The organism is Mycobacterium colombiense (genome assembly GCF_001672755.1).
GTDB lineage: Bacteria > Actinomycetota > Actinomycetes > Mycobacteriales > Mycobacteriaceae > Mycobacterium > Mycobacterium colombiense_C.
In genome coordinates this window covers 12,862-27,059 of the sequence record NZ_LZKI01000131.1, presented here as the reverse complement: position 1 = coordinate 27,059, position 14,198 = coordinate 12,862, and the positions used below count along the sequence as shown (strand labels likewise).

The window sequence follows — 14,198 nt, the reverse complement described above, 5'->3', positions numbered from 1 at the left end:
ATACACAGCGCCACGGTACCGTCCGGCACTCAGCGGGGTCTCGCGCAACCGTAGAACAGGAGACATCCCATGAAATTGGCTCAACTCGCCGAATTGCAGGTCGGTCGCCTCGGATTGGGCGCGATGGGGATGTCGGTGGCCTATGCCGGCGCGGGCAGTGACGACGCCGAATCGATCCGCACCGTTCATCGCGCCATCGATCTGGGTGTCACGCTGATCGACACCGCCGAGGTCTACGGCCCGTACGTCAACGAGGAACTTCTGGCCCGTGCCCTGCAGGGACGACGCGATCAAGTAGTCCTGGCAACCAAATTCGGGCTGATTTCGCACACTGGTCGCGACGGCCTCGACAGCAGCCCCGCCAGCATCCGCGTCGCCGTGGACGGTTCGCTGCAACGGTTGGCGACCGACCATATCGATCTGTATTACCAGCACCGCCTCGACCGCCAGACCCCGATCGAAGAGACGGTCGGTGCGCTGGCCGAGCTGGTCGCCGCCGGGAAGATCCGGCACATCGGCCTGTCCGAAGTCGGCGTGGACACCATTCGTCGCGCCCACGCGGTGCACCCCGTTACGGCCGTCCAATCGGAATACTCGCTGTGGACACGCGATCAAGAAGACGAGATCCTGCCGGCGCTGCGCGAGTTGGGGATCGGGTTCGTCGCCTATTCGCCGCTGGGTCGTGGCTTCCTCACCGGCGCCATCCGCTCCACCCGGGAGCTACCCGATACCGACTACCGCAAGACCAACCCGCGGTTCTTCGACGACAACTTTCAGCACAACCTGCGGTGCGCGGACGAGGTGCGCGACATCAGCGCGGACGTCGGCGCGACGCCGGCTCAGGTCGCCCTGGCCTGGCTGCTTGCGAAAGGTCCTGACATCGTGCCCATTCCGGGAACCAAGCGTGTCACGCGCCTGGAAGAGAACGTCGGTGCCGACGCGGTGGAACTGTCCGCCGACCAACTGGCCAGACTCGATGGACTCACCCCGCCCGTCGGAGGGCACCACGCCGAGGCGCAAATGGCCTGGATCGACCGCTAGTCGACGCTCGCCAATGCCGCTGTGCCGTACTTCTTTTCGATCAGCGACCACGGGTCGGCGTAGGGGCCGCGTCCCTCGAGCCGGCGCTGAACGATCAGAACCGCACGCAACGCCGGCCGCAGCACCGGGGCAAGCACCCGCAGCAGCAGGCGCAGACGGCCCTGCGATTCGGCCATCCACGCCAGCGTCTGGCTCCAGTCGTGCTCCTGAAAGTCCAGCAGCGCCTGCGCTTCGGTGGTGTCGTACCAGCCGGTGAAACTCCAGCCGCGGTCGTCGGCCGGGTCACCGGGCAGGCTCGCCGACGGGCCCAGCGGGCCCACGCCGATGGCCTGCATCATGCTGTCCTCGAGCCCGCGCTGCGTCAGCACGTAGGACTCGTTGCCGCCGATGAGCACGACTTTGCCGGAGATGGTCGCCTCGCGATCGACCCCGTTGGCGAATGCCAGCGCCACGTCGCGCGCGTCCACCGCATGCATGCGGTTGTCACCGGGCATCGATCGCATCAGCAACAGGGAGTCGCCGTTGACGGTCGTGTGGGTGTCCGGCGAGATGACGCCGCCCAGCCGGAAGAGCGCGTACGGCAGTCCGCTGCCGCGGATGGCCGCCTCGGCGAGCACCTTGTCCTGGCCGTATTGATCGATGGGGTTCACCGGGGTGTCCGGGGTGATGCGCTCGGGCTGGCGGTAGGGGTTGCGCGATCCGTACACCGCGGCGCTGGAGGCCATCAGGAACAGCGGCGGGCGGGGGAGCGTCGAGCAGGCCGCCAAAAGGTTCTCGGTGCCACCGACGTTGACGCGCCGGGCCAGCCCGGGGTTGCGGTAGGACAGCGGGGAGACCACGGCGGCCAGGTGGACGACGGCTCCGGGCTGATGAGCCGCGACGAGCTCGCTCACCGCCTCGGCGTCCAGGAGATCGGTGTACGCGGGAATCAGCGTCCCCGGCTGCCCGCCGGCGGCGAGTTCTTGTTCGGCGGCGACCGTGTTGTCGTTGCGCAGGTCCATCGCGACGACGGTCCGTCCCCGCTCCAGCAGGATCTGCGTGCAGCGCTTACCGATCTGCCCGAACGCGCCGGTGACCAATACGGTATCGACTGTCATGGGCTTGTCACCGATCCATCAGGCGGCCGGCGATCCGGCCGATCGCCGTGCGAACCCGGGGGGAGACGTAGATCGAGAAGAACGGCGTCATGATGTCCTCGCGGAGTCGAGTTAGCTTGGAGCTCTTGATAAGCCACACGCCGGCGATGTTCTCGTAGGTCTCGTGGTAGTGGCCGTAGCCGACCAAGGTCACCCCGGGCCCGAATCGGACCACGTCTTGCAGTGCCCATATACCGCGCGCAGTCGTCGCCGAGGTGAGCTCGATTTCGGGGGTGTGCACCTGGTGGGCGGTGGGCTGCGTCGGGCGGGCAAGGGCGCGGCGGGTGAACGCCACGAAATCGTCGGCGCCGGCGATGACCTTGCCGCCGGCTTCCGACGTGTCGCTGACGAAGTCGTCGGCGAAGATCGTCCGCCATGCCGCCCAGTCCTTCGTGTCCAGGTGGCGGCAATAGCGGGCTTTGAGCTGTTTGATGGCTTCGATCGCCGGCAGCGTCTCGGCCACCAGGCCCTCCGCGCGCTCTGTCATTACGGCTCGATTCTTCGGGTAAGCGTCCCCGCGTGACGTTCCACTGGCGAAGTGTAAACCCGTCATCCTTTGAAGTAGACGATCTGATGTGTGGTGGCCAGCAGCCCGCCGTCGGCGGTCCACACTTTCGCGCTCTGGTCGAAATAGCCGCGGGAAAAACGGTTCGCATGCGCGGTGGCCAGCACGAAGTCATTGTGCAGGGCGTCGAGCTGGGGCTGGTCGGCGTGGAAATACGTGGTCAGCGAGATGGTCCCAGACGGGACGAAGCCGCCGCGACGCAGGAACACCCGCGGGTAGAAGATGTCGCACAGCGCGGCGAGTGCGGGATAGTCGACCGGGCGTCCCGCGCCGTCGCGGACCCACAGGGTGGACGTGGACGACGGGCTCGGATCCCCACCCTTGCCGGGCATCGCGCCCTCTACGTAGCGGGTGTCGTAAAGGCTGGTCCATCGAACGAGGCCCGGATCGACAGCGGGCACCTGCTCTGGCGGCGGCGCGCTCGGCGGGTGGCTCTCCGTGTCGGCCCAGCTCTCGCGCCGGACCGCGAAGATCGCGGTCGCCGTCGTCTTGACCACGTCGTCCTGGCTGAGCTCGACGATCCAGTGCTGATTGGTCCGGTTGGTGCGCGCGGCCCGCAGTGTGATGTCGAAGTCGCCGTCGGCGATGGGAGCGGCGTAGTTGACGGTCAGGGCCAGTGGTTCCCCGATGCGATCGGGGTGTGCCTCGACGGCGCGCAGCATGACGGCGGCGGTGATCCCTCCGAACGGTCCCACCATGTTGGCCCACTCCGGGTGCGTGCGGCCGCGCCTGACGTTTGCGCCGATCAGGTCGAGCTGGAGGGCTTCGTCGAAGGGATGTGTATCGGTCATGTGGGTTCCTTGTTCGCCAGGGCGGGCAGCGCCGTACGGCCGGGCCGCGCAATCGTCACAGGACCTGGCACGAGTCGACCGCAGATTACTTGCGGGTGCCCTCGCCGCCGGACACGGGGTCTTGGCGTGTGGCCGCGGCGAACACCATCGGTTGATGTACGGTCCGGCGAGCGACAACCTCACCGAAAGCGAGCCACGATGGCGACCCCCCAGGATGACGCCGCAGCCAAATCTCCCGCCGAACTGATCGACGCCAGGATCAAGGAGTTGGGGGATTGGCGCGGTGAGATGCTTGCGCGCATCAGGCAACTGATCAAGAAGGCCGACCCCGACGTGGTCGAAGAGTGGAAGTGGCGGGGCGTTCCCACCTGGTATCACGACGGGATGATCTGCACCGGCGAGACGTACAAGAACGTCGTGAAGATGACGTTCGCCAAGGGCGCGTCGCTGCAGGATCCCGCGGGCCTGTTCAACTCCAGCCTGGACGGAAACACCAGACGCGCGATCGACTTCCACGAGGGCGACAAGATCGATGAGAAGGCGTTGGCGGCGATCATTCGCGCCGCGGTGGCATTGAACGGGTCCTGAAGGCGCCGACCTGTACACCCGCGGGGCGGTGCTGTACAGTCGCCCAGCACAAGGTCGACGCTCGAACGAGAGGCCATCCGGTGACTGCCGAGTCGGTCGAGGAATTTCGGAGCCGGGCCAGGGCCTGGCTGGCCGCGACCATGCCACGACTCGATCCGGCCAAGGCGGCGCAGCTGGAGCGCGATGAGTTGCCGTCCTGGCACCGGGCTCGCGAACTGCAAAAGCTGCTGTGGGACGGCGGATTCGCCGGGATCTGTTTCCCGCGCGAGTATGGCGGGCTCGGACTGAGCTACGAATACAAGAAGGCGTTCGACGTCGAGTCCCAGGGGTATGAGACTCCGCTCCTGCTCAACGTCCCGTCGTTCGCCATCTGCTGCGCAACGATTCTCGACATGGGCAGCGAGGAGCAGAAGCGCGCACACATCGCCGCCGCATTGCGCGGCGACGAGGTGCTGGTGCAGTTGCTGTCCGAGCCCAACGGGGGATCGGATCTGGCGGGCGTCATCACCCGCGCCGAGCGCCGGGACGGACGATGGATCATCAACGGCGCCAAGACCTGGAGCACGTGGGCGTTCGCCGCCGACTATGGCCTGTGCCTGGCCAGGACCAACTGGGACGTGCCCAAACACGACGGGCTGACGATGTTTCTGGTGCCGCTGCACCATCCCGGTGTCACCATCAACCGCATCCAGCAGGTCAACGGCTCCATCGAGTTCTGCGAGGAGTTTTTTGACGACGTCGACGTGGGCGACGACGCGGTGGTGGGTGAACCGGGCAAGGGATGGGACGTCGCGTCACGGCAGCTCTACCACGAGCGGCGCACGATGGGGGACGGCTCGGAGTACACCAGCGGGCCGGGAATCGCTGAGGCCCATGATGTTTCGGTCGATCTGATATCGCTGCTCGAAAAGACGAACCAGGCCGGCAACCAACGACTCGAGGAGATGGTCGGCCGGGCGCTGGTGCACCGGGCCGTGCATGGCCAACTCAGTGAGCACGTCTTCCACGCCGTGGCCGGCGGATCACTGCCGCCCGCCGCCGGGTCCATCATCCGGCTGTACATGGCCGAGGTGCACGACGTCGAGACCGACACGGCGCTGGCCGTAGCGGGCCCGGCTGCCGTGGTCGACGACGATGGCGGGTTGGTCGATATCGGGACGCGCTACCTGGGCCGCCAGACCGCGAGCATCGGCGGCGGTACCACCGAGATGGCGCGCAATGTGATCGGCGAGCGGGTGCTGAACTTCCCGCGCGAGCGAGCCGACGACCGCGGTGTGCCTTTCAATCAGGTGCGCCGCGGCAAAAGCTAAGGAGGCGAAGGGAATTGAGCGGTCAACTTCGTGACATCCGAGAGTTGATGGGAGATTCCGACGCCTACCGCGACGAACTCTACCGGCGTTGGACGGGCCTGCTGAGCTACCGCTATATCGGTCGCAAACACTCGTCGATGAACCTGGGGGAGACCGACGACACCGTGACCATCCGCCGCGACATGCGCAACGAGGCCGGCGGAATCATGGTGGCGCCGTTGGCTATTTCCTCCCCTGAGGGTTGCCAGACCGACATGGTCGCCGTGCCCAATCCGGTCATCGCGTCGGTACAGATCGTCGATCCCGGCTACGACGTCGAAAGGATCGAGATCGTCGGGTCGGGCATCGTGCACCAGGGCCGCACCATGGGCTACGGGCGCTGCACCATCGTCGACGCCGACAACCCCACTCGGGTGATCGCCTTCAACGAGGGGCAGGGCGCGATCATCGGCATCCCGCCGGAAGGCCTGGATCGCATGGATGTTTCGGGCACCGAACTGGTGGTCGAAGACTCTCCCGATCTGCCGCCGCTGTGGCAGGCCTTCGGTGCCAGCCGTCGGGACGACGGCCACTGGATCCTGCCCGAGCTCAGCACCGAACTCGCGTCGCCGGATGCCGCGCTGCACATCGGACCCCAGCACGTCGTCCTCGAAACCGCGGCGATCGACCTCGCCGCCGAGGTCGCCGGCACCAAGAAGTTGCAGGTCGTCAGCTGGCATGTGATGTTCATGTCGCGCGGCAAGGTGGGGCCGTTCCGGGTCGAGGGCACCGCCCATCCGGGCGGACCCGGGCGCGTCGGCGTGCGCATGCTGCTGCACGACGAGGGCAACGCCGACAAGCCGGTCACCTCGGCCGCCGCGGTCTTCGACATCGTCGGCTGAGCCGGGTTCGAGCGGTCATTCGGTCAGGGACCTGGTGACGTATGGCACTAGGCGGTCGTCGCCGTCCCGTACAGGCTCAAGAGCGTGCGGGAAAGGAGTATTCGATGATTGAGGTGCTGCCGGACATGCCGGACGGCGTCACCGGAATTCGCGTCTCGGGCCGGCTGCGAGGTGATGAACTGCGCGAGATCAGGCCCATCCTCGAGGAGACGCTGAAGTCCGGTGAGGTCAGGATCGTGGAGGTCATCGCGCCGGATTTTGAGGGCTTCGGCCCCGGTGGTTTGGTCGAGGACCTCAAGCTGGGCTTGGGCACCGTCTTGACGCATTATTCGGCTTTCAAGCGAATCGCGGTCGTGTCGGATAAGGATTGGGTCGCCCACACCCTGCACGCGCTCGCGTGGATGGTCCCCGGCGAGCTCGCGGTGTTCGGGCTCGACGAGCTGGAGCGCGCCAAGGTCTGGGCGTCCGGCTGAGGCCTGGGATCTCCACGCTGCGTTCTGGCAGCTTGGTGGCACTACCCGCTGAAAGCCCGTTTAAGTCAGAGCAATTCGGCGAACTGGTGGCAATGGCTGCTGTGCGCGTGGGCTCGGTACCCGACGAAGGTCTCTCGTCCATGTGGTTGGGGACGAAAGTCTCATGACCGGGCTGAGATTGGGCCATAGCGTTGTGGATGGACTAGGAGACCGAAATGACTGAATCCACACAGCGATACGGCATCGTCGTCGGAGTCGATGGATCACCTGCGTCGAATTTCGCTGTCTGCTGGGCCGCACGTGACGCGGCAATATCTAATGTTCCGCTGAGCTTGGTCCACATGGTGAACGCCACGACGGTCTGGCCACAGGTGCCGATGGCGGCTGAAGCGGTGGCATGGCAGGAGGACGATGGCCGCCGGCTCTTGCAGGAGGCGGTCAAGATTGCCGAAGACGCCACGAGAACAGGCCGGAAGATCGACATCACGAGCGAGCTGTGGCATGCGCCCCCGGCGCCGACGTTGGTCAGGATGTCGGAAGAGGCAGCAATGATCGTCGTCGGATCCTATGGGCGCGGAGCCCTTGGTAGGGCCTTACTAGGTTCGGTCAGTTCCGGAATCGTGCGACGCGCGAGCTGCCCGGTTGCCGTCATTCACGATGAAGACCCCTTGATGCCGTACCCGCAACAGGCACCGATATTGGTCGGAATCGATGGTTCGCCGGCCTCCGAACTCGCCACGGCCATCGCCTTCGACGAAGCGTCACGACGAGGCGTCGAACTCAAGGCGGTTCATGCCTGGTGCGACACCGGAGTCTTCGAACTTCCCGGAATGGACTGGGCGGCGGTGAAGGCGGAAGCCGAACGGAGCCTGGCCGAACGCCTGGCGGGCTGGCGGGAACGCTACCCCGATGTCACGGTGCACCGAATCGTCGTCTGTGACCGGCCCGCTCGGCAGCTGATCGAGCAGTCGAAGACCGCGCAGCTGACCGTCGTGGGCAGCCACGGCCGCGGTGGCTTATCCGGTGTTCTGCTGGGGTCGGTGAGCAACGCCGTCGTGCACTCGATTCGGATGCCGGTGATCGTGGCCCGGCCGTCTTGAAGGGCGTGCCGAGCCCCCGGTACTGGTCATGCACCCTTCAGTGACATCCGACGATAATGGTCAGGCAACGCCTGGCCGTAGAGTTGACCCACGACAACCTTCCCACCGCGGAAGCGACGCAGAGGAGCGTGTTGGTCATGCAGGTCAGTATGTTCGGGCAGCTCAGCGGAACGGGCAGCGAATCGCCGATCGACGCGACGATCGCCAACCTCGCGATGCTTCGCGATGAAGGCTTCAAGCGCTTGTGGATGAGCCAATTGCCTTACGAGCCGGACCTTCTCACGATCCTGGCCATCGCGTTGCACGAGGTCGACACGATCGAGGTCGCCAGCGGTGTGGTCCCCATTCAAAATCAGCATCCGATGCAGATGGCGCAACGCGCCCTCACGGTGAGCCTCGCCTCGGGCGGGCGGTTCACGCTCGGGTTGGGCATGACCCACCAGGCGGTCACCGAGGGGATGTGGGGCATCCCGTGGGACAAGCCGGTGCGCAGGCTGAACGAATTCCTCGACGGGCTACTGCCCCTGCTGGCCGGTGAACGCGCCGACGCGACGGGGGAGACGGTGACCACTCGCGGCGCGCTGATGATCGCGGGGGCGCCGCGGCCCGACGTCTACATCGCGGCGCTGGGGCCCCAAATGCTCAAGCTCGCTGGGCGGCGCACGTCGGGCACCTGCACCTGGATGACCGGACCGGCGACGCTGGCCGGGCACGTCGCGCCCACGCTGCACCAGGCCGCCGCCGATGCCGGACGTGAGGGTCAGGTCCGCGTCGCCGCGTCGTTGCCGGTCAGCGTCACCGACGACGTCGACGCCGCCCGCAAGCAGGCGGCCGAACAGTTCGCCATCTACGGCCAGCTGCCGTCGTACCGCGCGATGCTCGACCGCGAGGGCTACGCGGGGCCGGAGGATGCCGCCATCATCGGCGACGAGGACACGGTCCGCGGCCGGCTCGACGAACTGCGCGCCGCGGGTGTCGACGAGTACGTCGCGGCGGCATTCGATCCGTCGCCGGAGGGCCGGGCGCGCACGCGGGCGCTGCTTCGGGCGTACGACTCCTGACCCGAAGAGATCGTCCAGCCCAGTCCTTCGGCTATGGCCATACATAGCTCCCGGTACGTATGGTGCATAGACGAACTCACACGACAGGAGAACGCAGTGGCAGAACGGTTGGCGGGCAAGGTCGCCCTCATCAGTGGCGGTGCCCGGGGGATGGGCGCATCGCACGTGCGGGCGCTGGTCGCCGAGGGCGCCAAAGTGGTGTTCGGCGACATCCTCGACGACGAGGGCAAGGCGGTGGCGGCGGAGGTCGGTGACGCATCCCGCTACCTGCACCTCGACGTGACCAAGCCCGAGGACTGGGATGCGGCGGTGGCCACCGCCCTGGGCGAGTTCGGCCGGATCGACGTGCTGGTCAACAACGCCGGCATCATCAACATCGGCACCCTGGAGGATTACGCGCTCTCGGAGTGGCAGCGCATCCTCGACATCAATCTGACGGGTGTGTTTCTCGGTATCCGCGCCGTGGTCAAACCCATGAAGGAAGCGGGCCGGGGATCGATCATCAACATCTCCTCGATCGAGGGCATGGCCGGTACCATCGCCTGCCACGGCTACACGGCAACGAAATTCGCCGTTCGCGGACTGACCAAGTCGGCCGCGCTCGAGCTGGGCCCGAGCGGAATCCGGGTCAACTCAATCCATCCCGGGCTCATCAAGACCCCGATGACCGATTGGGTTCCCGACGACATCTTCCAGACGGCGCTGGGCCGCGCGGCCCAACCGGTGGAGGTCTCCAACCTCGTGGTCTATCTGGCCAGCGACGAGTCCAGCTACTCCACCGGCTCGGAGTTCGTCGTCGACGGCGGCACCACCGCCGGCCTCGGACACAAGGACTTCGCCAACGTCGAGACCGACGAGCAGCCGGACTGGGTTACGTAGCGGCGGTTACCGATTCGCGTTCCTTGGCCGGCTGCGGCCAGGGTGACGGAACCGGACGCTGACGGACCCGTTGCGGCCACCAGAACCACTTGCCCAGCAGCGCGGCAATGGACGGTGTCATCAGCGACCGCACGATCAGCGTGTCGAACAGCAGACCCAATCCGATCGTGGTGCCGACCTGCCCGATGACCGTCAGCTGGCTGACCGCCATCGTCATCATCGTGAAGGCGAACACCAGCCCCGCCGAAGTCACCACCGAACCGGTGCCGCCCATCGACCGGATGATGCCGGTGTTCAGGCCGGCGTGGATCTCCTCCTTGAACCGGGCGACCAGCAGCAGGTTGTAGTCGGCGCCGACGGCCAGCAGGATGATGACCGACATCGCGAGCACCATCCAGTGCAACTCGATGCCGATCAGGTGCTGCCAGATCAGTACTGAAAGCCCGAAGGACGCTCCCAGCGAGAGCAAGACGGTTCCCACGATGACCGCCGATGCCACCACGCCTCGCGTGATGATCAGCATGATGATGAAAATCAGGCACAGCGAAGCGATCCCGGCGATCAACAGGTCGTAGGTATTTCCGTCGCTGAGGTCTTTGTAGATCGACGCGGTACCCGCGAGGTAGATCTTCGAGCCCTCCAGCGGCGTGCCCTTCAGCGCTTCGTAGGCGGCCTTCTTGATCAGGGGGATGTGCGAAATGCCTTCCTGCGACATCGGATCGCCGTCGTGGCTGATGATGAAGCGCACGGCGTGACCGTCGGGGGAGATGAAGTTCTTCATGCCCTTCTTGAATTCGGCGTTGTTGAACGTCTCCGGGGGCAGGTAGAACGAGTCGTCGTTCTTGGAGGCGTCGAACGCCTTCCCCATCGCGTTGGAGTTCTTCTGCGCCTCGTTCTGCTGATCCTGCAGACCCTTCTGGGTCGAATACATGGTCAGCATCGTCGTTTTCATGGCCTTCATGTTCTCGATCATGGAGGGCATCAGCGCCACCATCTGGGGCATCAGCGTGTCGAGATGATCCATGATCGGCAGCAGGCTCTGGATGTCGTCGGTCATCGTGTCGATGCCGTCGAGGCCGTCGAAGACCGAGCGGAGCGACCAGCACACCGGGATGTCGTAGCAGTGCTTCTCCCAGTACAGGTAGCTGCGGATCGGACGGAAGAAGTCCTCGAAATCCGCCATATGATCGCGCAATTCGTTGATGTCGATGGTCATGTCGTGCATCTTCTTGACCATCTGGTGCATGTCGTTCGACATCTGCACGGTGATGCTCGACATCTTTTCCATGCTCTCGATGGTCGTCTGCATCATGTCGGCCTGATGCAGCATGTCGGCCATCTGATCTTCCTGGTACTTCTGGTTCATCTGCTGGGTGACGCCCTGCATGCTGATCTGGAACGGGATCGAGGTGTGCTCGATCGGCGTGCCCTGCGGACGGGTGATGGCTTGCACGCGACCGATTCCCGGCACCCGGAAGATCGTCTTGGCGATCTTGTCGATCACCAGGAAGTCGGCCGAGTTCCGCAGATCGTGATCGCTTTCGATCATCAACACTTCGGGATTCATCCGCGCCTGGGAGAAGTGCCGGTCCGCGGCCGCGTAACCCTCGTTCGCGGGCAGGTCCGCGGGTAGGTAGTTGCGGTCGTTGTAGTTGGTGCGATAGCCCGGCAGGGTCAGCAGGCCCACCAGCGCGATCCCGATGGTCAGCACCAGGATCGGGCCGGGCCAGCGGACGACGAGCGCGCCGATCTTGCGCCACCCGCGAATCCGTTGCGTCCGTTTGGGTTCGAGTGTCTTACCAAAGCGCGTCGCCACCGAGATGACCGCGGGACCCAGCGTCAGCGCCGCGCCGACCACGACCACCATGCCGATGGCCAGCGGAATACCCAGCGTCTGGAAATACGGCAGGTTGGTGAAGTGCAGGCAGAATGTCGCGCCGGCGATGGTCATACCCGATCCGAGCACCACGTGGGCGGTGCCCTTGTACATGGTGTAGTACGCCTCTTCGCGGGTCTCGCCGATGGCCCGGGCTTCCTGATATCGGCCTATCAAGAAGATCGCGTAGTCAGTGGCGGCCGCGATCGCCAAGGTGACCAACAGGTTCGTGGCGAACGTCGAGAGCCCAATGATTTTGAAGTAGCCTAGGAAAGCGACCATGCCCCGCGCGGCGGACAGCTCGAGCACCACCATCACCAGCGTCAGCAGCACGGTGATGATCGACCGATAGACCAACAGCAGCATGCCGATGATGACGGTGAACGTGGCCGCCGTGATGAGCTGCAGGCTGCGGTCGCCGGCGGTGTGCTGATCCGCTGACAGCGCCGCGGGCCCGGTGACATAGGCCTTGACCCCCTTGGGGGGCTGCACGCTCTTGACGATCTTCTGGACGGATTCCACCGACTCGTTGGCCAGGGCCTCGCCCTGGTTACCGGCGAGGTAAACCTGGACGTAGGCGGCCTTGCCGTCATTGCTTTGCGCGCCCGCCCCGGTCAGTGGATCGCTCCACATATCCTGAACGTGTTCAACGTGTTTGGTGTCGGCGTCGAGCTTCTTGACGATCTGGTCGTAGTAGGCGTGCGCGTCGGCACCGAGGGGATTCTGGCCCTCGAGGACGATCATCACCGAGCTGTTGGACTTGTACTCGTTGAATATCGCGCCCATGCGCTTGGTCGCGACCACCGATTGCGCATCGTCGGGTGCCATTGACACCGAACGCATCTTGCCGACCTCGTCCAGCTGCGGAACGACGACATTCAGCACCGCGATGATCGCGATCCAGCCCAGGATGATCGGCACGGCCAAGGTGCGGATGATCCGGGGGATCTTGTCATGCACGGGTTCTTTGACGACGGGGATGGTGTCGGTTCGGGTGTCGTCGACTGTTGTGCTCATGCGGATTTCACCAAGCAGAAGGTCAGGGCGTGCACGCCGTTGGTCATGTTCTCGGCCTTGACTTCGTCATCGATCGTGATGCGGCAGCCGAGGGAGTTGCCATCGCTTTGTGCCGAAAGGTTCGGGAAGACGGAGGGGGCGGTCGTGCTCAGGACCAGCGTCCACGGCAGCGGCGCGCCGTCGACCCGCCTCGGATCGGCGGACAGGTCCAAGTAGTTCACGTTGGCCTGGCTGGCCGAGCCGAAGACCTCGTACTTGACGACCTTGGGCTTGAACGGCTTCGAGTCATCGAGCCGCGGGCTGCTCATGATGCCGGTGTCGTGGGCACCGAAAAACGATTTCACCCTGACGACCGCAAAGCCGCCGACCACCAGGACCGCCACGATCAACAGCGGCAACCAGGCGTTGCGCACAAGTCTCGATATCTGCACCTAGGTGGTCCCTTCCCCGCCACGCGGTCGTGACGTGGATCAGCGTCTGCGCGACCGGAGGTCGTGGGCGGGTGAGTGCCCACAAGTCGCATTGCTCAACAACGAAGTACGTCGATTGCTACGGTTCGCGCGCTGGAGCGCCGAGCGCGGTGAATGCTGCCCACCCACACCGGCTGACGTTCCCGGCACCGACACCCGGCTCGCCTTCTTGCTCAAGCCTCCCCGGGTACCGCCACCAGCGCATAGTACATAATGTGCATATCTTGCAGTGCATGCAACTTTTGCTACTGGTGTTTCAGGTCACTTTGTGAAGATGCTGTTGACCAGCGCCGCGGCACGCTCAACATAGGGCATCGGCGTGTCGGCGGTTTCATTTGCCTCCCCGCTGGCCCACCTCTCGATGCCGGAACGCACCGCCGTCAGCGCCAGTGCGGAGATCAACGCCGCCATCTCGTCGTCCGGCTTCATCGCCTGGCGACGCACGATGATGTCGGTCAGCTGCTTTTGAAACCGCTCCAAGTCGGCGAGGAACGCCGCCAACACGGCGGGAGAGGTCTTGGCGAGTTCCAGCATGTGGGCCGCGTGTTCGCGTTGCGGCGGCACGTCGCGGAGGTGGTGTGCGGCCAGAGTGATCAGCTCCGCCAGCACCACCGAGTAGGGGGCAGGACCTGCGGCGACGAAGTCCGCCACCAGTTCGGGAGGTATGTCCGAGGGGCCGTAGGCGAGCGCGGATTCCTTATTGGGGAAGTAGTTGAAGAACGTTCGCGTGGCGATTCCGGCTTCGGCACAGATCTCGTCGACGGTGACCTTGTCGAATCCGCGTTGCAGCGTGAGGCGCACCGCGGCGTCGCGAATGTCGGCGCTCGTCTGGCGTCGACGGCGCTCGCGTAGCCCCACGGGATTGCCCATGCCCATATAGTTGCACGTTGTGCACACTTTGCACCCAAAAGGTGCCGAGTTCGGGGGCGACGGCGTCGTCCGTCACGCCCGGCAGCAAAGATCGGCCGGTCGAGCCCAGTGGCCGAGGCGACGCGCCGGCTAACCCGACA

The 14,198-nt window shown here is 65.2% G+C and carries 14 protein-coding genes; 8 read left to right on the top strand and 6 right to left on the bottom strand.

Features of this window, described 5'->3' with window-relative positions; all coding sequences use genetic code 11:
* Nucleotides 1-69: 69 nt before the first annotated feature.
* Complete coding sequence (locus tag A5708_RS17705) at nt 70-1,041, top strand: aldo/keto reductase (RefSeq protein WP_065029875.1); 972 nt, start codon at nt 70-72, stop codon at nt 1,039-1,041.
* Here A5708_RS17705 and A5708_RS17700 read toward each other — a convergent pair.
* The 3 genes from A5708_RS17700 to A5708_RS17690 form a co-directional block, all read right to left on the bottom strand.
* Complete coding sequence (locus A5708_RS17700; protein ID WP_065029874.1) at nt 1,038-2,138, bottom strand: NAD-dependent epimerase/dehydratase family protein; 1,101 nt, start codon at nt 2,136-2,138, stop codon at nt 1,038-1,040. The genes A5708_RS17705 and A5708_RS17700 overlap by 4 nt on opposite strands.
* Before the next feature lie 7 nt (nt 2,139-2,145).
* Entirely contained in the window at nt 2,146-2,664 is a 519-nt protein-coding gene (locus tag A5708_RS17695; RefSeq protein ID WP_065029873.1) for a nuclear transport factor 2 family protein, read from the bottom strand.
* Between the two features lie 62 nt (nt 2,665-2,726).
* Nucleotides 2,727-3,533 (bottom strand): acyl-CoA thioesterase, encoded by an 807-nt coding sequence (locus A5708_RS17690; RefSeq protein ID WP_065029872.1) that lies wholly within the window; start codon nt 3,531-3,533, stop codon nt 2,727-2,729.
* Nucleotides 3,534-3,731: 198 nt separating this feature from the next.
* On the opposite strand from A5708_RS17690, the gene A5708_RS17685 reads away from it, so the two are divergent.
* The 7 genes from A5708_RS17685 (at nt 3,732) to A5708_RS17655 (ending at nt 9,825) form a co-directional block, all read left to right on the top strand.
* The gene (locus tag A5708_RS17685; protein WP_065029871.1) at nt 3,732-4,121 is read left to right on the top strand and encodes a DUF1801 domain-containing protein; all 390 of its coding nucleotides are present in this window, start codon (nt 3,732-3,734) and stop codon (nt 4,119-4,121) included.
* Nucleotides 4,122-4,201: 80 nt separating this feature from the next.
* Nucleotides 4,202-5,431 (top strand): acyl-CoA dehydrogenase family protein, encoded by a 1,230-nt coding sequence (locus A5708_RS17680; RefSeq protein ID WP_065029870.1) that lies wholly within the window; start codon nt 4,202-4,204, stop codon nt 5,429-5,431.
* Nucleotides 5,432-5,445: 14 nt separating this feature from the next.
* Complete coding sequence (locus tag A5708_RS17675) at nt 5,446-6,312, top strand: hypothetical protein (protein WP_065029869.1); 867 nt, start codon at nt 5,446-5,448, stop codon at nt 6,310-6,312.
* 104 nt (nt 6,313-6,416) lie between these two features.
* Nucleotides 6,417-6,785, top strand: coding sequence for an STAS/SEC14 domain-containing protein (locus A5708_RS17670; RefSeq protein WP_065029868.1), 369 nt, complete (start codon nt 6,417-6,419; stop codon nt 6,783-6,785).
* Between the two features lie 215 nt (nt 6,786-7,000).
* Entirely contained in the window at nt 7,001-7,885 is an 885-nt protein-coding gene (locus A5708_RS17665; RefSeq protein ID WP_065029867.1) for a universal stress protein, read from the top strand.
* Nucleotides 7,886-8,022: 137 nt separating this feature from the next.
* A complete protein-coding gene (locus tag A5708_RS17660) occupies nt 8,023-8,946 on the top strand; it encodes a TIGR03564 family F420-dependent LLM class oxidoreductase (RefSeq protein WP_065029911.1) in 924 nt (307 codons plus the stop codon).
* A 96-nt stretch (nt 8,947-9,042) separates the two neighbouring features.
* Complete coding sequence (locus A5708_RS17655; RefSeq protein ID WP_065029866.1) at nt 9,043-9,825, top strand: SDR family oxidoreductase; 783 nt, start codon at nt 9,043-9,045, stop codon at nt 9,823-9,825.
* Here A5708_RS17655 and A5708_RS17650 read toward each other — a convergent pair.
* The 3 genes from A5708_RS17650 to A5708_RS17640 all read right to left on the bottom strand — a co-directional run bounded on the left by A5708_RS17650 (nt 9,818) and on the right by A5708_RS17640 (nt 14,058).
* Nucleotides 9,818-12,718, bottom strand: coding sequence for an RND family transporter (locus tag A5708_RS17650; RefSeq protein ID WP_065029865.1), 2,901 nt, complete (start codon nt 12,716-12,718; stop codon nt 9,818-9,820). The two genes, A5708_RS17655 and A5708_RS17650, sit on opposite strands and share 8 nt — an antisense overlap.
* A complete protein-coding gene (locus A5708_RS17645) occupies nt 12,715-13,149 on the bottom strand; it encodes an MmpS family transport accessory protein (protein ID WP_269199399.1) in 435 nt (144 codons plus the stop codon). The genes A5708_RS17650 and A5708_RS17645 overlap by 4 nt, the downstream gene beginning before the upstream one ends.
* 300 nt (nt 13,150-13,449) lie before the next feature.
* Complete coding sequence (locus A5708_RS17640) at nt 13,450-14,058, bottom strand: TetR family transcriptional regulator (protein ID WP_065029863.1); 609 nt, start codon at nt 14,056-14,058, stop codon at nt 13,450-13,452.
* Nucleotides 14,059-14,198: the final 140 nt, after the last annotated feature.

Coding starts and splice junctions, on each gene's coding strand:
- A5708_RS17650 (WP_065029865.1), bottom strand. CDS start 12,718: ATGAGCACAACAGTCGACGACACCCGAACCGACACCATCCCCGTCGTC.
- A5708_RS17695 (WP_065029873.1), bottom strand. CDS start 2,664: ATGACAGAGCGCGCGGAGGGCCTGGTGGCCGAGACGCTGCCGGCGATC.
- A5708_RS17640 (WP_065029863.1), bottom strand. CDS start 14,058: ATGGGCAATCCCGTGGGGCTACGCGAGCGCCGTCGACGCCAGACGAGC.
- A5708_RS17660 (WP_065029911.1), top strand. CDS start 8,023: ATGCAGGTCAGTATGTTCGGGCAGCTCAGCGGAACGGGCAGCGAATCG.
- A5708_RS17690 (WP_065029872.1), bottom strand. CDS start 3,533: ATGACCGATACACATCCCTTCGACGAAGCCCTCCAGCTCGACCTGATC.
- A5708_RS17685 (WP_065029871.1), top strand. CDS start 3,732: ATGGCGACCCCCCAGGATGACGCCGCAGCCAAATCTCCCGCCGAACTG.
- A5708_RS17700 (WP_065029874.1), bottom strand. CDS start 2,138: ATGACAGTCGATACCGTATTGGTCACCGGCGCGTTCGGGCAGATCGGT.
- A5708_RS17665 (WP_065029867.1), top strand. CDS start 7,001: ATGACTGAATCCACACAGCGATACGGCATCGTCGTCGGAGTCGATGGA.
- A5708_RS17670 (WP_065029868.1), top strand. CDS start 6,417: ATGATTGAGGTGCTGCCGGACATGCCGGACGGCGTCACCGGAATTCGC.
- A5708_RS17705 (WP_065029875.1), top strand. CDS start 70: ATGAAATTGGCTCAACTCGCCGAATTGCAGGTCGGTCGCCTCGGATTG.